Origin of the sequence: Sphaerisporangium sp. NPDC051017 (assembly GCF_040683095.1) — a bacterium.
GTDB lineage: Bacteria > Actinomycetota > Actinomycetes > Streptosporangiales > Streptosporangiaceae > Sphaerisporangium.
This window is the reverse complement of the sequence record NZ_JBFBCI010000042.1, coordinates 1-16,447: the sequence shown is the minus strand read 5'-3', so window position 1 is coordinate 16,447 and position 16,447 is coordinate 1. Positions and strand designations below refer to the sequence as shown.

The following is a 16,447-nucleotide window of genomic DNA, read 5'->3' as shown; positions in this document are numbered from 1 at the left end:
GGGCCATGGGAAGAGGGGCCACGTTGACCCAAGGCACCTGCGGGGGCAGAAACTATAGCAGAATTCGACCTGCTCGATCACTATCCGCTACGTGACACGACGCCGGTCCCGGTGGATCGCGGGGCCCGGAGCGCCGGGTGGGAGCGCTGACGCCGGGATATCGTGTGCGGGACCAGAAGATTGTTCTCCTGGGGTGTCCCGGGAGTGAGCGGGCGACCTGCAGCGCCGAGGCGATCCGTGACAATGGGAGGCCATCCTGGCCGAGCAGCCGGCCGACGGCGCTGGGCGAGCGGGCGGGCGCCTCGCTCAAGGCGATGCTCTGACGGCCCAAAGACCCCCCAGCTTTCGCTGATAACAGCAAAAGTTCTGAATCGTCACCAAAAAGGGCTTCACGCAGGTAGCGGAAGTGAACTAACTTCTGCCTCACATCACTCCGATACCGGAGGCCATGTGAAACGCATCCCCGTACGGCCGGAGAACGTCCACCAGGCGGCGCTTCTGCGTCTCCTGCGCGACGGCGGCCGTTCCCGCGCGGAGCTCGGTGACGACATCGAGCTGTCGCGTTCCAAGCTGAACCTCGAGCTCGACCGTCTCATCGAGATGGGGCTGGTCGAGCAGGCCGGGCTGGCCGCCTCCCGCGGGGGCAGGCGGTCCGGCATGGTTCGGCTGTCGCCGCACATGCGGTTCGTCGGCATCGACATCGGCGCCACCTCGGTGGACGTCGCCGTCACCAACGGCGAGTTGGAGATCCTCGGCCACGTGAGTGAGCCGTGCGACGTGCGCGAGGGACCCGCCGTGGTGCTCGACCGGGCGATGGAGCTCGTCGGCAAGCTGCGCGAACAGGGCCTGTTCTCCCAGCTCCACGGAGCGGGGATCGGCGTGCCCGGCCCGGTCAGCTTCCGCGAGGGCGTGCCCGTGGCCCCGCCGATCATGCCCGGCTGGGACCGGTATCCGGTGAAGGAGGCGATCAGCCAGGAGCTCGGCTGCCCCGCCATGGTCGACAACGACGTCAATCTCATGGCCCTGGGAGAGCTCCACGCCGGCCTGGCGCGCCAGGTGGACGACTTCCTGCTCATCAAGATAGGCACCGGTATCGGCTGCGGCATCGTGGTGGACGGCAAGATCTACCGGGGCGTGTCGGGAAGCGCCGGCGACATCGGTCACATGCGGGTCGACGACCAGGGTCCGACCTGCACCTGCGGCAACTCCGGCTGCCTGGAGGCCTACTTCGGTGGCGCCGCCCTCGCCAGGGAGGCCGTCAGGATCGCGCCCCGCTCGCCCTACCTGACCGAGCGGCTCGCCCAGATGGGGCACCTCACCGCCGAGGACGTCGCCGCGGCGGCGGCGCTCGGCGACCCGGCCGCGATCCGGCTCATCCGCGACGGCGGGCGCCAGGCGGGGCAGGTCCTCGCCGGTCTCGTCAGCTTCTTCAACCCCGGCCTCATGATCATCGCGGGTGGGGTGGCCCGGCTGGGTCACGTGCTGCTCGCGGAGATCAGGAGCGTCGTCTACCGCCGGTCGCTGCCCCTGGCCACCGGCAACCTGCCCATCGTCCTGTCCGAGCTGGGGGACGCCGCCGGGGTCATCGGTGGCGCCCGGCTCATCACCGACCACGTCTTCTCCGCCTCATAGCCCCACATAGCCCGCCCGCGCCAAGCTCCGGAAACCCTGACCGTCCCCGGAACGAAGATCCGCCCGCACGGTGGATCGCTCAGCCGACCGTCCACGGATCTTCCGAACACTCCAACTCCCCCAAGCCCCATCCCCATGCCCCGACCCCTTCCGGAGGCCCTGTGAGCGACCTGCTGGTCATGCGCGGGATCGTCAAACAGTTTCCCGGCGTACGCGCCCTCGACGGCGTCGACCTCGACGTCCGCGCCGGCGAGGTGCACTGCCTGCTCGGTCAGAACGGCGCGGGCAAGTCCACGTTGATCAAGATCCTCGCGGGCGCCCACCAGCCCGACGAGGGCACCGTGACGTTCGGCGGCGAGCCGGTCCGCTTCGCCGGTCCGATCGCGGCCATCAAGTCCGGCATCTCGACCATCTACCAGGAGCTCGACCTGGTGGACGGGCTCTCGGTCGCCGAGAACATCTTCCTCGGCCACGAGCAGGCCGCGCTCGGCTTCACCCGCCGGGGCGAGATGAACAAGGCCGCAGCCGAGCTGCTCGGCCGCCTCGGGCACGGCGAGATGCGTCCCGGTACGGAGGTCGGCCGCCTGCCCGCCGCGGGGAAGCAAATCGTTAGCATGGCCCGCGCACTGTCGCACCAGGCGAAGCTGATCGTCATGGACGAGCCGTCGGCCGCGCTCGCGCACGACGAGGTCGGGAACCTGTTCCGCGTGATCAGGGACCTGACCGCGGAGGGCGTCGCCGTGGTGTACATCTCCCACCGGCTGGAGGAGATCCGCGAGATCGGCGACCGCGTCACCGTGCTGAAGGACGGACGGACGGCCGCCGTCGGACTGCCCGCCCGCGACACCTCGACCTCCTCGATCGTCTCGCTGATGACCGGCCGGGACGTCGCGTACGTCTTCCCGCCGCGCCCGGAGCCCGGGGCCCACGACGGCAAGCCCGAGGTGCTGAAGGTCGAGGGTCTCACGCTGCCCGGCCACTTCGCCGACGTGTCGCTCACCATCCGGGAGGGCGAGATCGTCGGACTGGCCGGCCTGGTCGGCTCGGGACGGTCGGAGGTCGTGGAGACGATCTACGGCGCGCGCCGCCCGTCCGCGGGCACGGTCGTGCTCGCCGGGGACCGCGTGCCCGCGGGCAGCACGTCCAAGGCCGTGCAGATGGGCATGGGCCTGGCTCCCGAGGAGCGTAAATCCCAGGCGCTGCTGATGAACGAGTCCGTCGCGCGCAACATCACGATCGCCGGTCTCTCCAAGTACGCCAAGCTGGGCTGGGTGGACCGCCGGGGCGAGAACACCGAGGCCGCGCGGCTGGTCCAGACGCTCGACATCCGGCCGGGAGATCCCCGCAAACCGGTCAGGACCCTTTCGGGCGGCAACCAGCAGAAGGCCGTGTTCGCCCGATGGCTCGTCGAGGGGCGCAAGCTGCTCCTCCTGGACGAGCCGACCCGGGGCGTCGACGTCGGCGCCCGGGCCGAGTTGTACGCCGTGGTCCGGCGACTGGCGGACGAGGGCGTGGGCGTGCTGCTGGTGTCCAGTGAGGTCCCCGAGGTGCTCGGGCTGGCCGACCGGGTGCTGGTGCTTCGCGAGGGCAAGGTCATCCACGAGTCCGACGCCCGCGAACTCGACGAATCACGCGTACTAGACATGATCATGGAAGGGAGCGCGCTGTGACGAACGCACGCGCGTCGGGCGGCGGCACTTCTAGCACGCCCCCACCGGCCGACGGGCACGCACGCATCGAGGGCAAGGCGGGTTCCGCCAAGGCGCCCGGCGTGTTGAGCAAGGTGGGCCAGGCGCGGCACCTCGGCCTCGTCGTGGCGCTGGCGCTGCTGGGCATCGTCGGCCTGGTCACCGTGCCGGACGCCTTCGCCACCTCGTCCAACCTCGTCAACATCCTGGCCCTGGCCTCGACGATCGGCGTCATCACCGTCGGCGCGACGTTCGTCATCATCGGCGGCGGCATCGACCTGTCGGTGGGCGCCGTCATGGCCCTGGCATCCGTGTGGGCGACGACGCTGGCCACCCAGTCGTACGGGCCGGTCGTGATGATCATCTGCGCCGTCGTCGTCGGCACGGGCGCGGGCCTCGTCAACGGCTTCCTCATCTCCTACGGGCGGATGGTGCCGTTCATCGCCACCCTCGCGATGCTCGTCGCCGCCCGCGGTCTCGCCCAGCGCATGTCCGACCGCAGGACCCAGCTCGTCCGGCCGGACAACAACGCGATCGTGGAACTGTCGACCACCCGGGTCCTCGGACTGCCGATCCTGGTCTACATCTTCGCGGCCGTGGTGATCGTCGGATGGATCGTGCTCAACCGCACGACCTTCGGACGGCGCACCTACGCGGTCGGCGGCAACCCTGAGGCCGCCCGCCTCGCCGGCATCAACGTACGGAGCCACACCCTGCTGCTGTACGCGCTGTCCGGCCTCTGCTGCGGCATCGCCGCCGTTCTCATCATGGCCCGCACCACCACGGGCTCCAGCACTCACGGCGATCTGTACGAGCTCGACGCGATCGCCGCCGTGATCATCGGGGGCACCCTCCTCACCGGTGGCCGGGGAACCATCATCGGCTCGATCCTCGGGCTTTTGATCTTCACGGTCATCACCGACCTGTTCATCCTCAACGGCCTCAACACCAGTGACCAGCTCATCGCCAAGGGGCTGATCATCGTGATCGCCGTCCTCCTGCAGCGCAGAAGCCTGGAATCGCGAACCTAGGGCGCGCGGGCGGGATCCGCGTCCCCGGGGCCGACCACCCGGGGACCCGCGGCCGGTTCGCCGTGCCCGCAAGAACGGCGAACCCCCGCGAAACCCCGCAGATCGGTCAGGCCCGCAAGCCCTGAACACCTGAACAACCGGATCCACCCGTGGCGAGGCCCGGTAACCCCCAAAGAAGGAGACATTTCACATGGAAAAGCGCGTCGCCAGGCGAGGATTCCTCGTCAGCGGAGCCGTCATCGGCGCAGGGGCCCTCGTGAGCGCCTGCACGAGCAACGAGCCCGCCGCCGCTGCCCCCACCACGGCGGCCCCGCAGGAGACCACCGCCGGCACCGGTAACGACGAGCCGGGCACCAAGGTCGTCATCGGCTTCTCGGCCCCGGCCGCCGACCACGGCTGGATCGCGGCCATCGCCAAGAACGCGGCCGACGAGGCCAAGAAGTACACCGATGTCGAGTTCAAGCCCGTCGAGCCGACCAACGACATCAACCAGCAGATCTCGGCCGTGGACTCGCTCATCGCGGCCAAGGTCAGCGCGCTGGTCCTGCTGCCCAACGACGGCGGGCAGCTCAACCAGGTCGCCCGCAGGGCGATGGACGCCGGCATCCCGGTGATCAACCTCGACCGCGTCTTCCCCGACAAGCTGTCCTACCGGACCTGGATCGGTGGCGACAACTACGGCATGGGCGTGGCCGCCGGCAACTACATCGGCAAGACGCTGAAGGACAAGGGCGTCTCCAACCCGGTGATCCTGGAGATCCAGGGCATCGCGACCCTCCCGCTCACCCAGGACCGCAGCAAGGGCTTCGCCGACGCGCTGAAGAGCTACGGCTTCAGCGTCACCGCGCAGCAGGACGCGAAGTTCACCGTCGAGTCCGGCACCCAGGTGGCGAGCAACCTGCTCCAGGCGCACAAGAAGATCGACGCGATCTGGAACCACGACGACGACCAGGGCATCGGCGTCCTGGCCGCCATCAAGGAGGCCAACCGCAGCGAGTTCTTCATGGTCGGCGGCGCCGGCTCGGCCAACGCGATGCGCGAGATCCAGGCGGACAGCGGCGTGCTCAAGGCGACGGTGACCTACAGCCCGACGATGGCCGGCTCGGCGATCAAGCTCGCCCGGCTCATCGCGCAGGGCAAGGGCCTCAGCGACCTGGTCGAGCGGCAGGTGCCGCAGTCGATCACGCTGGCATCGGAGACCATCACCAAGGAGAACGTGGCCCAGTACCTGCCGCTCGGCTTCGAATCCTAATTCTCGGGGGTCTTACGTGAGTGACAACAGGCCGGCGCTCGGGGTCGGCATGGTCGGGTACGCGTTCATGGGGCGCGTGCACTCCCAGGCGTGGCGCAGCGTCGACGCGTTCTTCGACCTGCCGGTCGCGCCGGTCATGGCGGTGCTGTCCGGTAGGTCCGAGGACCGCACCGCCGCCGCCGCGGCCCAGCTCGGCTGGGCCGCGGTCGAGCACGACTGGAAGGAGCTGATCAAGCGGGACGACGTCGACATCGTCGACGTGTGCACCCCCGGCGACTCCCACGCCGAGATCGCCATCGCCGCCCTGGAGGCGGGCAAGCACGTCCTGTGCGAGAAGCCGCTGGCCAACACCGTCGCCGAGGCCGAGGCCATGGCGACGGCGGCCGAGCGGGCCGCCGAGCGCGGCGTGCGCAGCATGGTCGCGTTCAACTACCGGCGCGTGCCCGCGGTCGCGCTGGCGCGGCGGTTCGTGGCCGAGGGCCGCCTCGGCGAGATCCGCCACGTGCGGGCGCAGTACCTGCAGGACTGGATCGTCGACCCCGAGTTCCCCCTCGTGTGGCGGCTCCAGCGCGACAAGGCCGGGTCCGGCGCGCTGGGCGACATCGGCTCCCACATCGTGGACACGGCCCAGTTCGTCACCGGCCAGAAGCTGACCGGCGTCTCCGCCCTCACCGCGACGTTCATCGGCGAGCGGCCCATGGCCGAGGAGTCCGAGGGCCTGGCCGCCGGTGCCGGCGAGGCGGGCGGGACGGGCACCGTCACCGTGGACGACGCGGCGGTGTTCATCGGACGGCTGTCCGGCGGCGGCCTCGCGTCCTTCGAGGCGACCCGCTTCGCCGCCGGACGCAAGAACGCCATGCGCATCGAGGTCAACGGCTCGCTCGGCAGCCTGTCGTTCGACTTCGAGGCCATGAACGAGCTGTGGTTCCACGACCACACCCTGCCCGCCGAGGAGGCCGGGTTCCGCCGCATCTACGTCACCGAGTCGGGACACCCGTACGCGGGGGCGTGGTGGCCGCCGGGGCACGGGCTCGGGTACGAGCACACCTTCAGCCACGAGGTGAAGGACTTCCTGGAGGCGATCGGCAACGGCACCGACCCCGAGCCCTCGTTCGCCGACGGGCTGCGCGTTCAGCGGGTGCTCGCCGCGGTCGAGCAGAGCGCGGCGAACGAGAGCCGCTGGACGCCCGTCACCGAGTGATCCCCACCCGACCGATCCGGGCGGGCGGCCCAAGGCGCGGGTCGCCCGCCCGGATCTCCCACGTGAGCCGGGCCACGCGGGGCAGGCCATGTGGAGCCATGCAAGCTTTGCGGAGAAGGAAGGAGAGGGGTCATGACGCGACCGATCACGCTGTTCACCGGCCAGTGGGCCGACCTGCCGTTCGAAGAGGTGTGCCGCCTGGCCGGCGAGTGGGGGTACGACGGCCTGGAGATCGCCTGCTGGGGTGACCACTTCGAGGTCGACAAGGCCCTGGCGGACGACTCGTACATCCCGCGCAAGCTGGAGGTCCTGGAGAAGTACGGGCTGAAGGTCTGGGCGATCTCCAACCACCTCGTCGGGCAGGCGGTCTGCGACAGCCCGATCGACGAGCGGCACAAGGGCATCCTGCCGGCGCGCATCTGGGGCTCGGGCGACCCCGAGGAGGTCCGCCGGGCCGCCGCCGAGGAGCTGAAGGACACCGCCCGCGCCGCCGCCAAGCTCGGCGTGAACACGGTCGTCGGTTTCACCGGGTCGTCCATCTGGAAGACCGTCGCGATGTTCCCGCCGGTCTCCCCGGCGATGATCGACGCCGGCTACCAGGACTTCGCCGACCGCTGGAACCCGATCCTCGACGTGTACGACGAGGTCGGCGTGCGGTTCGCCCACGAGGTCCACCCGAGCGAGATCGCCTACGACTACCACACCACCGTGCGCACGCTGGAGGCCATCGGCCACCGTCCCGCGTTCGGCCTGAACTGGGACCCCTCCCACATGGTGTGGCAGGAACTCGACCCGGTCGGGTTCATCCTCGACTTCGCCGACCGCATCTACCATGTGGACTGCAAGGACGCCAAGGTGCGCACCGGCGACGGCCGCAAGGGCCGCCTGGCGTCCCACCTGCCCTGGGCCGACCTGCGCCGCGGCTGGGACTTCGTGTCCACCGGCCGGGGAGACGTGCCCTGGGAGGACTGCTTCCGCGCCCTCAACGCGATCGGCTACGAGGGCCCCATCTCGATCGAGTGGGAGGACGCCGGCATGGACCGCCTCGACGGCGCCCCCGAGGCCCTGAGCTTCGTCAAGGGCCTCAACAAGATCACGCCGCCGGCCGCCGCGTTCGACGCCGCGTTCTCCTCGGAGTGACCGGCGGAGAGCCGTCCACAGCGTGACCGCGGGCTCCCCGGGCCGCACGACCGGCCCGGGGAGCCGCACGCTGCCGACGGCTCGGTCAAAGGTCGGGCGACGCTCAGCCGACGCTCAGCCGAAGCTCAGTCGAAGACGACGACCTGCCGCAGCGCCTCGCCGCCGCGCAGGGCCGCGGCGGCGTCGTTGAGGTCGGCGAGCCGGATGCGCGAGCTGATCATGCTCTCCAGGTCGAGCTTGCCCGCCTTCCACAGGTTCACCAGGAACGGGAAGTCACGCCGGACGTCGCTGCCGCCGTACAGCGAGCTGAGCAGGTTCTTGCCCTCGAACAGCAGGGCGAACGCCGACAGTCGCACCAGGTCGTCCATCGCCCCGGCACCGACCACGACGACGTCGCCGCCGCGCCGGGTCGCCTGCCAGGCGGACATGATGGTCGCCGACTTCCCGACGACCTCGAACCCGTAGTCGAACCCCCGGCCGCCGGTCAGCGAGCCGACCGCCTCCGCGAGCTGATCCGGAGTGCAGACGTCGGTCGCGCCGACCTTCCTGGCCAGCTCATGCTTGGACGTCAGCGGGTCGACCGCGAGGATCTTCGTGGCCCCCGACACCCGCGCGCCCTGGATCACCGACAGCCCCACGCCGCCGCAGCCGATCACCGCCACGGTGGCGCCCGGCCTGACCTTCGCCGTGTTGATCGCCGCGCCGACGCCGGTCGTGATGCCGCAGCCGATCAGCGCCGCGACCTCGAACGGCACGTCGGAGTCCACCTTGACCGCGCCCTGCCAGGGCACCACGATCTCCTCGGCCCAGGTGCCGCAGCCCGTCATGCCGAACGCCGGGGTGTCCCCGCCGAACCGGAACCGGGCCAGCGAGAAGCTCTGCACCAGGTAGGTCGTGCACAGGTACGGCTGGCCGGCCGCGCAGTTCGGGCACGCGTCGCACGCGGGCGTCCAGTTCACGATCACGTGGTCGCCCGGCTCGACCGTGGTGACGTGGTCGCCGACCTCCGCGACCTCGCCCGCGCCCTCGTGCCCCGGGACCAGCGGCAACGGCATGGGCAGCACACCCGTCATCACCGACAGGTCGGAGTGGCAGACGCCGGTCGCCTTGATCTTCACCCGGACGTCCGACGGGCCCACGGGGGTGAGGGTGACGTCGTCGCGGATGTCCAGCTTGCCGTCGCCGACGGCGTGCAGCAGGGCGGCTCGCATCGGGCAGACCTCCTTGTTCCTTGGCGGGGTCCTCGGGACTGTGGGGAGCGGCTCAGTCCGCCTGAAGGGAGAGCGCGGCCTTCGGGCAGGAGCGGACGGCGTGGCGGACGCGGTCGAGTGCCTCGGGCGGCGGCTCGGGCAGCAGGACGTGCAGGTTGTCCTCGTCGTCCACCTCGAAGACGTCCGGGGCCAGGCCCATGCAGACGGCGTTGGCCTCGCAGACGTCGTAGTTCACCTTGATCTTCATCGGAGCCCTCCTCGCGGTGGTTCTGCGCTGTCGACGCGAGCCTAGGCCGTCGCGCCGGTGGCGAGCCTACGGTGATCGCTGAACACCGCGCCTCGCGTGAGGGTTCGCGCACGCCGGTTCACGCAGGAAAGTAGAACACGTTCCAACAGGGGCGGCAAGAAGCGTTGGAATATTGTTCCAGAGCCTTTGGATCAGGGGTGGGGGCACGCATCGGGCGGTTCGAGCGTTGTAGATAGGGTGCAGCAGCGTTGCCGTACACAAGGGAAAAATCATGACTGAAATGTCGTTCCCGGCGGACCTGCGTCATGCGGCCGAGCGTGCCAAGGGCTTCATGCCCAAGGACGAAGGGCTGGCCCTCTTCGAGACCGCATGCGTGTACGGCCCGCGCGGGCCGATCTGCGAGATCGGCACCTACTGCGGCAAGTCCGCGATCTACCTGGGCGCCGCCGCCCGCGAGATCGGCACGGTCGTCTTCACCGTCGACCACCACCGCGGCTCGGAGGAGATCCAGCCCGGCTGGGCCCACCACGACCCCACCCTCATGGACCCGCGCTTCGGCAAGATGGACTCCCTGCCGTTCTTCCGCGCCGCCATCGCCTCGGCCGGGCTGGAGGACCAGGTCATCGCCATCGTCGGCCGCTCGGAGGTCGTCGCGCGGTACTGGCGCACCCCGCTCGCCATGCTGTTCATCGACGGCGGCCACTCCGAGGACCCCGTCACCAAGGACTACGAGGGCTGGGCGCACCACGTCATCCCGGGCGGCGCCCTGGTCTTCCACGACATCTACCCCGACCCCAAGACCGGCGGCCAGGCCCCGTACCGCGTCTACCAGCGCGCCCTCGCCGGCGGCGAGTACAAGGAGACCCGAGCCCAAGGCTCCCTACGCGTCCTGGAACGCGTCGCCACCCCCTGACCCGGGGACCGGTTCCGGGGAGCCCGCCGCGGTCACGGCGGGCTTCCCCGGCGGGGTCCGGCTGCGCGGGCGCTCAGGCTTCGGGGGCCGCCTCCGGGGAAGCGGTGTACGCGGCGATGACGCGCTCGGCCGCGGCCGTGGCCGTCGCCTCGTCCGCGCCGGCGGCGATGTCGGCGTCGCGCCAGCGCTCGCCGCTCAGCGTGAAGAACCGCTTGCCCTCGTCGGAGGCGATCCATTCGGCGGCCGCGTCGGGGGTGACGCCCCGGCCGGAGCCGAGGTGGGTGGCCAGGCCCATGAGCCCCGAGTCCCAGCCGATGCCGACCGCGCCGGGGCCGAACGTATCCCAGTGGCCGTCCACGTCGCTCGCGAGCACGATGTGCTGCAGCTCGAACCGCGTGCCGTCGGCCTCGGGGGAGACGGTCACCTCGATCCAGCTCATGCCGCCGCCGTGCTCCCAGGTGGCGGCGAAGCTCTTCGGCGGGTCGCACCGCTCGACGGTGCCGCCGGCGTTGCCCTCGAACTGGTAGCGGCCGCCGACGCGCAGGTCGCCGCTGACGGGCAGGAACCAGCGCGGGATGCGCTCGGCGTTCGTGCAGGCGTCCCACACGTCTTCCACCGTGGCGTCGTAGACCTGGCTGATGGTGAGGACGCGCGCCTCACCCGCGTCGAGAACGCGCGTGCCGAGGTGGCGCTGGACCGCGTTGATCTGCTCGGAGACTTCCATCGTTCAATCCTCTGGTTCGGGGTCGTGGCCGTGACCGCGCAGCCGGCGTTCGCGCTTGCCGCGGGCCAGTTCCGTTCCCAGCGCGTCGAGCTTCGGGGCCCAGAAGCGCCGGAAACGGTCGAGCCAGGCGTCGACGTCGCGCAGCGGCTCGGAGTTCACCGCGTACAGGCGGCGCACTCCGTCCGGGCGTACGGTCGCGAAGCCGTTGTCCCGCAGCACCTTCAGATGCTGCGAGACGGCAGGCTGCGAGATCTTGAACTCCTCCTGGATGACCGCGCAGACCGCGCCGGAGGTCTTCTCGCCGTCGGCGAGCAGTTCGAGAATCCTGCGCCGCACCGGGTCGCCGAGCACATCGAACGCATGCACCCCTAGTTTCTACAGCTCCCCACTTATATAAGTCAAAACGTATATTACGAGGATCAGGTGCGGCTCGACGCCCGCGAGCAGCCGCAGGAGCCCGGGTCCACGACCGGGACGACGTACCGTCCGGCCTGGCGGAACAGGTCGGAGCCCGGCGTCGTGTCCGACAGCGCGTCGGCGGCCAGGATCACGGCGGCCGCGGTGTACGCCGACTGCTCGTGGGGGAACCACGCCCTGTTCACGAACTGCCAGCCCGTCCAGTACGACCCGTTCTCGTGGCGCATGTGCTGCATCTCACCGAAGACGGTGAGCGCACGCTCCCGGTCACCGGCGGCGTCCAGCGTCATGGCCAGCTCGCAGGACTCCGCGCCCGTCACCCACGGCTGGTCCGACACGCACCGCACGCCGAGGCCCCGCTCGACGAACGTCTCCCACTGCCGGTCGAGCCGTTCCCGCGCCCCCGGGCCGCGCACCGCGCCGCCGAGGATCGGGTAGTACCAGTCCATCGAGAACCGGCTCTTGTCCGCGAACGCCTCAGGGTGCGCGGCGAGCACGTGCCCGAGCCGGTCGGCGGCCAGTTCCCAGTCCGGGTGCGGGTCGCCCAGGTGCTCGCCGAGCAGCACGCCGCACCGCAGCCCCTGGTAGATGGACGAGCACCCCGTCAGCAGCGCGTACGTCGCCGGGACGCCCGACGGCGAGCGTTCCCAGATGATCTCGCCGCGCGGGGTCTGCAGGTCGACGACGAAGTCCAGCGCCCTCCTGACCACCGGCCACATGGCGCGGGTGAAGTCCTCGTCGCCGGTCACCAGCAGGTCGTGCCACACGCCCACCGCGACGTACGCGGCATGGTTGCTCTCGCCGTTCGCCTCGGCGGCCTCGCCGCGCACCATCTTCGCCGGCCACGAGCCGTCGGGCCGCTGGGCGCGCGCCAGCCAGTCGTACCCCTTCCTGGCCTCGGCGTTCAGGCCCGCGACGGTCATCGCCATCAGGCACTCGACGTGGTTCCACGCGTCGACGTGCCCTTCCGGCCACGGGACGCCGCCGTCCGCCTCCTGGACGGCCGCGATGCTGTGCGCGGTCGCGACGACCTGCTCCGCCGTGATCACCCCAGGGACGGCCGGCACCGCGGCCCGCCCCGCGGTCAAGCGGGCTTCCGGACGTAGAGGACCACGCTCTTCCCGATGAGGGGGTTGAGCACGGACTCCGCGATCCGGGTCAGGGCGGGACGTTTCATGATGTCCCAGACGAGCAGCTCGTGGTACGCCTTGGCCAGCGGATGGCCGTCGTTGTCGACGCCCACCGCGCACTTGATCCACCAGTACGGGGAGTGCAGCCCGTGGGCGTGGTGGTGCGGGCCGACGACCAGACCCGTCGCCTTCAGCTTGGCGGACAGCTCGGCCAGCGTGTAGATGCGCACGTGCCCGCCGGGAGCGGTGTGGTACGCCTCCGACAGCGCCCAGCAGATGCGCTCGGGAAGGAAGCTCGGCACGGTGACCGCCGCGAGCCCGCCCGGCTTCAGCACCCGGTGGATCTCGCGCATCGCGGCCATGTCGTCCGGGATGTGCTCCAGCACCTCGGCCGCGATCACCCGGTCGAACGACGCGTCGGGGAACGGCATGGCCAGCGCGTCGCCGGTCACGGTCTCGGCGGTGGCCTCCGGCGGCGCCTCCCCGGCCGTCTCCATGGCCGCGAACATGCTCGCCACGCTCTTCAGCTCGTCCGTGTCCTGGTCGAAGGCCACCACGTCCGCGCCGCGCCGCAGGACCTCGAAGGCGTGACGGCCGCCGCCGCACCCGAGATCCAGTACGCGGACGCCGGGCCCGACCGGCAGCCGCCGGAAGTCGACGGTCAGCACCTACCGCTCCCCTTTCACCGTCTGGTCCGTTTCGCTCCGCGCGTTCGCCGCGCGGGCGTTCACCGCTTCGCGTGCGCGTTCTCACGGGCCGCGATCGCCTCGCGGTAGGCCTCGACGGTGCGCTTGGCCACGACGTGCCAGGTGTAGCGCTCCATCACCCGGTCGTAGCCGGCCCTGCCCACCCGCTCGCGCTCCGCGGGCGAGTCGAGCAGCCGTAGCAGCGCCGCGGCCAGCTCCTCGGGGTCGCCCGGCGCCACCTGCACGGCCGCGTCCCCGACGACCTCGGGCAACGCGCCCGTACGGCTGGCGACCAGCGGCGTCCCGCACGCCATGTGCTCGACGGCCGGCAGCGAGAAGCCCTCGTACAGCGACGGCACGACGGAGATCTCCGAGGTGGCGATCAGCTCGCCCAGCTCGTCGTCGGAGATGCCGTGGACGAACCGGACGCGGTCGCCGAGCGTGAGCTCCTGGACGAGCTTCTCGGTGGGACCGCCCGCCGTCGGCTTGCTGACGACGGTGAGGTGCACGTCCCGCTCGGTGGCGAGCTTGGCCACGGCGCGCAGCAGCGTGGCGACGCCCTTCATCGGCGAGTCGGCGCTGGCGACGGCCACGATCGACCCCGGGCGCTTCGGCAGGTGCGGGCGCGGGTGGAAGTAGCGGGTGTCCACGCCCAGCGGGATCAGCCGCATGCTGCTCTGCGGCACGTTGAAGTCGCGGTGGATGTCGGCCAGGCTCGACTCGCTGACCGTGAGGATCGGCTTCAGCCTCGGCGCGACGATGCTCTGCATGCGGACGAACCCGTACCAGCGGCGCAGCGAGAGCTGCCTGCGCCACGGCGCGGCCTTCAGCTCGATGCGCCGGTCCACGCTGATCGGGTGGTGGATCGTCCCGACGACCGGCAGCAGCTTCTGGATGCCGAGCAGGCCGTATCCCAGCGTCTGGTTGTCCTGGACGATGTCGAACTCGCCGTGGCGCATCTTCAGCTCGCGCAGCGCGCGCAGGCTGAACGTCAGCGGCTCGGGGAAGCCGGCCGTCCACATCGTGGCGACCTCGAGGACGTCGATCCAGTCGCGGTACTCGGCGAGCCTGGGGGTGCGGAAGGGGTCCTCGTCGCGGTACAGGTCCAGGCTCTCCAGCTTGTTGAGGACGACGCCCTCGTCCAGCTCGGGGTAGGGCGGGCCGGAGATGACCTCGACGTGGTGCCCGAGCGCGACGAGCTCGCGGCTGAGGTGGCGCAGGTAGACGCCCTGTCCGCCGCAGGTGGGTTTGCTCCGGTACGACAGCAGGGCGACGCGCAGCCTGCCCTCGTGCTCTCGCCCGTCGTCTGCAACCTGCACGGACACCCCTTTCGAGAGCGGTGCTCGGTACCCTCGCGGGGCATGCACCCGCGAAGGCCGATCTTAGCCGTGACCCTACCATCTGGTAACTGACCCGCCCTTAACATGGAATTGTGCCTCAAACCGCCCCTATGCCCCGCGAACTGGGCGGTCACCCCGACCGAGCGTCGCTCGGTAGAACTGGTTCTAGAGTCGCCGGCCGTGAGATCGTGAGCGGCCCATGGCGCTTGCCCGGGACCTGAGAGGTACATTCGCGTCTTACAGCTCATAGTTCGGGCGAAGCCACCCAAGCCGCCTAGCCCGGAGACCAAGGAGGACCCGTTGGCCAGGCGTGCGCTGATCACCGGCATCACCGGGCAGGACGGCTCCTACCTCGCCGAGCACCTGCTCGACCGGGGGTACGACGTCTGGGGCCTCGTCCGCGGCCAGGCGAACCCGCGCGTCGCCCGCGTCCGCAGGCTGCTGCAGAACGTCGAACTCGTCCGCGGCGACCTGCTCGACCAGGGCTCGCTCATCTCCGCGGTCGAACGCGTCCAGCCCGACGAGGTCTACAACCTCGGCGCCATCTCGTTCGTCCCCATGTCCTGGGAACAGGCCGAGCTGACCGCCGAGGTCACCGGCATGGGCGTCCTGCGCATGCTGGAGGCCATCCGGGTCTGCTCCGGAATCACCTCCTCACGCAACCCCGGATCCGGGCAGATCCGCTTCTACCAGGCGTCGTCCTCCGAGATGTTCGGCCAGGTGCGCGAGACCCCGCAGAACGAGCGCACCCCCTTCCACCCGCGCTCGCCGTACGGCGTGGCCAAGGCGTACGGGCACTTCCTCACCCAGAACTACCGCGAGTCGTACGGCATGTTCGCCGTCTCCGGCATCCTCTTCAACCACGAGTCGCCCCGGCGCGGCGCCGAGTTCGTCACCCGCAAGGTCACGCTCGGCGCCGCCCGCATCAAGCTCGGCCTCGCCTCCGAACTGCGCCTCGGCAACCTGGAGGCCCGCCGCGACTGGGGGTACGCCGGCGACTACGTCCAGGCCATGCGCCTGATGCTCCAGGCCGCCGCCCCGGAGGACTACGTGATCGGCACCGGCCAGACGCGGTCGGTCCGCGAGCTCGTCGTCGCGGCGTTCGAGGCGGCCGGGCTCGACTGGGAGCGGTACGTCGTCGCCGACCAGGCACTCCACCGGCCCGCCGAGGTGGACCTGCTGTGCGCGGACCCGAAGAAGGCCCGCGTCCAGCTCGGCTGGGAACCGTCGGTGTCATTCGAGGAGCTCGTCGCGATGATGGTCGACTCAGACATCCGCCTCCTCTCAGAGGGCAGCGACCCAGAACAGGACTCCTCCTGGTAGCCCGCGTGCCGGTTACGCTCAGCCGATCCAGGCGCCTGTGGTGAAATTTCCGACGTTGATCGCCATCACCGGGAGCATCACCGCCATGCTCACGTACCAGACCCACGGCCGCCGCACCGCCACGACGCCGAGGGCGATCCACAGCGGGAACCACGTGAGCGACGACGCGCGTCCGACCGACATTTGAACTCCTCCCCGGCCTGAAGCTGAAGGCCGGAGATTCTCCCGTCGCGTCGTGGTCAAGCGGCGCGCGGGGGTTGACGTTTCGCAGACCGGGCAGCCCCGAGGTCTCCACGTCCTGACACCACAGTTCCTGCGGCGTTGCGAATGTTGATCGCGGCGTTGGTGTCGGCGTGGCCGGTCCACCCGCACGCAGGGTTGGTGCAGGAGAACCGGGTGCCGTCACGGGAGGCCGGGTCGCGGTGCCCGCACCGGTGGCAGGTCTGCGAGGTGCCCGGGGCGGGGACCTTCACCACCAGCCCGCCGCGATCACGGGTCTTGTACTCCAGCAG

Annotated in this window: 17 protein-coding genes; 8 read left to right on the top strand and 9 right to left on the bottom strand. The window is 70.4% G+C overall.

Going from position 1 to position 16,447, the window contains the following annotated elements:
* The first annotated feature begins 450 nt into the window (after positions 1–450).
* The 6 genes from AB0M95_RS27905 to AB0M95_RS27880 all read left to right on the top strand — a co-directional run bounded on the left by AB0M95_RS27905 (position 451) and on the right by AB0M95_RS27880 (position 7,944).
* Positions 451–1,632, top strand: a complete 1,182-nt coding sequence (locus AB0M95_RS27905) for an ROK family transcriptional regulator (protein ID WP_358511482.1) — start codon at positions 451–453, stop codon at positions 1,630–1,632.
* Positions 1,633–1,793: 161 nt separating this feature from the next.
* Positions 1,794–3,302: a sugar ABC transporter ATP-binding protein gene (locus AB0M95_RS27900; RefSeq protein ID WP_358511485.1), complete on the top strand. Its 1,509-nt coding sequence runs from the start codon at positions 1,794–1,796 to the stop codon at positions 3,300–3,302.
* On the top strand, positions 3,299–4,351 hold the full coding sequence (locus tag AB0M95_RS27895) for an ABC transporter permease (protein WP_363770563.1): 1,053 nt from the start codon (positions 3,299–3,301) through the stop codon (positions 4,349–4,351). The genes AB0M95_RS27900 and AB0M95_RS27895 overlap by 4 nt, the downstream gene beginning before the upstream one ends.
* Before the next feature lie 190 nt (positions 4,352–4,541).
* Positions 4,542–5,603, top strand: coding sequence for an ABC transporter substrate-binding protein (locus AB0M95_RS27890; RefSeq protein WP_363770561.1), 1,062 nt, complete (start codon positions 4,542–4,544; stop codon positions 5,601–5,603).
* 16 nt (positions 5,604–5,619) lie between these two features.
* On the top strand, positions 5,620–6,804 hold the full coding sequence (locus AB0M95_RS27885) for a Gfo/Idh/MocA family oxidoreductase (protein WP_363770558.1): 1,185 nt from the start codon (positions 5,620–5,622) through the stop codon (positions 6,802–6,804).
* Between the two features lie 132 nt (positions 6,805–6,936).
* On the top strand, positions 6,937–7,944 hold the full coding sequence (locus tag AB0M95_RS27880) for a sugar phosphate isomerase/epimerase family protein (RefSeq protein ID WP_363770555.1): 1,008 nt from the start codon (positions 6,937–6,939) through the stop codon (positions 7,942–7,944).
* Positions 7,945–8,069: 125 nt separating this feature from the next.
* Here AB0M95_RS27880 and AB0M95_RS27875 read toward each other — a convergent pair whose 3' ends face one another.
* Together AB0M95_RS27875 and AB0M95_RS27870 are read right to left on the bottom strand one after the other, a co-directional pair.
* Positions 8,070–9,155 carry a Zn-dependent alcohol dehydrogenase gene (locus tag AB0M95_RS27875; protein WP_363770552.1) on the bottom strand — a complete coding sequence of 362 codons (1,086 nt, stop codon included), beginning with the start codon at positions 9,153–9,155 and terminating at the stop codon, positions 8,070–8,072.
* Positions 9,156–9,207: 52 nt separating this feature from the next.
* Positions 9,208–9,402, bottom strand: a complete 195-nt coding sequence (locus AB0M95_RS27870; protein WP_358511503.1) for a ferredoxin — start codon at positions 9,400–9,402, stop codon at positions 9,208–9,210.
* Positions 9,403–9,673: 271 nt separating this feature from the next.
* Between AB0M95_RS27870 and AB0M95_RS27865 the strand changes: the two genes are divergently transcribed.
* Positions 9,674–10,315: a class I SAM-dependent methyltransferase gene (locus tag AB0M95_RS27865; RefSeq protein WP_363770549.1), complete on the top strand. Its 642-nt coding sequence runs from the start codon at positions 9,674–9,676 to the stop codon at positions 10,313–10,315.
* 73 nt (positions 10,316–10,388) lie between these two features.
* On the opposite strand, the gene AB0M95_RS27860 is transcribed toward AB0M95_RS27865, so the two are convergent.
* Genes AB0M95_RS27860 through AB0M95_RS27840 form a run of 5 tightly spaced genes read right to left on the bottom strand, consistent with a single transcriptional unit; the run spans position 10,389 to position 14,591 of the window.
* Positions 10,389–11,039: an SRPBCC family protein gene (locus AB0M95_RS27860; RefSeq protein ID WP_363770546.1), complete on the bottom strand. Its 651-nt coding sequence runs from the start codon at positions 11,037–11,039 to the stop codon at positions 10,389–10,391.
* 3 nt (positions 11,040–11,042) lie between these two features.
* Positions 11,043–11,405 (bottom strand): metalloregulator ArsR/SmtB family transcription factor, encoded by a 363-nt coding sequence (locus AB0M95_RS27855; RefSeq protein WP_358511511.1) that lies wholly within the window; start codon positions 11,403–11,405, stop codon positions 11,043–11,045.
* A 53-nt stretch (positions 11,406–11,458) separates the two neighbouring features.
* Entirely contained in the window at positions 11,459–12,544 is a 1,086-nt protein-coding gene (locus AB0M95_RS27850; protein ID WP_363770543.1) for a prenyltransferase, read from the bottom strand.
* The gene (locus AB0M95_RS27845) at positions 12,541–13,254 is read right to left on the bottom strand and encodes a methyltransferase domain-containing protein (RefSeq protein ID WP_363770540.1); all 714 of its coding nucleotides are present in this window, start codon (positions 13,252–13,254) and stop codon (positions 12,541–12,543) included. The genes AB0M95_RS27850 and AB0M95_RS27845 overlap by 4 nt, the downstream gene beginning before the upstream one ends.
* 59 nt (positions 13,255–13,313) lie before the next feature.
* Entirely contained in the window at positions 13,314–14,591 is a 1,278-nt protein-coding gene (locus AB0M95_RS27840) for a glycosyltransferase family 4 protein (RefSeq protein WP_363770538.1), read from the bottom strand.
* Between the two features lie 321 nt (positions 14,592–14,912).
* Here AB0M95_RS27840 and AB0M95_RS27835 point away from each other — a divergent pair, with 321 nt between their 5' ends.
* A complete protein-coding gene (locus AB0M95_RS27835) occupies positions 14,913–15,935 on the top strand; it encodes a GDP-mannose 4,6-dehydratase (RefSeq protein ID WP_363770535.1) in 1,023 nt (340 codons plus the stop codon).
* Between the two features lie 18 nt (positions 15,936–15,953).
* Here AB0M95_RS27835 and AB0M95_RS27830 read toward each other — a convergent pair whose 3' ends face one another.
* Together AB0M95_RS27830 and AB0M95_RS27825 are read right to left on the bottom strand one after the other, a co-directional pair.
* Positions 15,954–16,118, bottom strand: a complete 165-nt coding sequence (locus tag AB0M95_RS27830; RefSeq protein WP_363770532.1) for a hypothetical protein — start codon at positions 16,116–16,118, stop codon at positions 15,954–15,956.
* A 56-nt stretch (positions 16,119–16,174) separates the two neighbouring features.
* Positions 16,175–16,447, bottom strand: a 273-nt coding sequence (locus tag AB0M95_RS27825; RefSeq protein WP_363770530.1) for a transposase, incomplete at its 5' end; no start/stop codon positions are given.

Coding starts and splice junctions, on each gene's coding strand:
- AB0M95_RS27880 (WP_363770555.1), top strand. CDS start 6,937: ATGACGCGACCGATCACGCTGTTCACCGGCCAGTGGGCCGACCTGCCG.
- AB0M95_RS27865 (WP_363770549.1), top strand. CDS start 9,674: ATGACTGAAATGTCGTTCCCGGCGGACCTGCGTCATGCGGCCGAGCGT.
- AB0M95_RS27875 (WP_363770552.1), bottom strand. CDS start 9,155: ATGCGAGCCGCCCTGCTGCACGCCGTCGGCGACGGCAAGCTGGACATC.
- AB0M95_RS27870 (WP_358511503.1), bottom strand. CDS start 9,402: ATGAAGATCAAGGTGAACTACGACGTCTGCGAGGCCAACGCCGTCTGC.
- AB0M95_RS27890 (WP_363770561.1), top strand. CDS start 4,542: ATGGAAAAGCGCGTCGCCAGGCGAGGATTCCTCGTCAGCGGAGCCGTC.
- AB0M95_RS27860 (WP_363770546.1), bottom strand. CDS start 11,039: ATGGAAGTCTCCGAGCAGATCAACGCGGTCCAGCGCCACCTCGGCACG.
- AB0M95_RS27830 (WP_363770532.1), bottom strand. CDS start 16,118: ATGTCGGTCGGACGCGCGTCGTCGCTCACGTGGTTCCCGCTGTGGATC.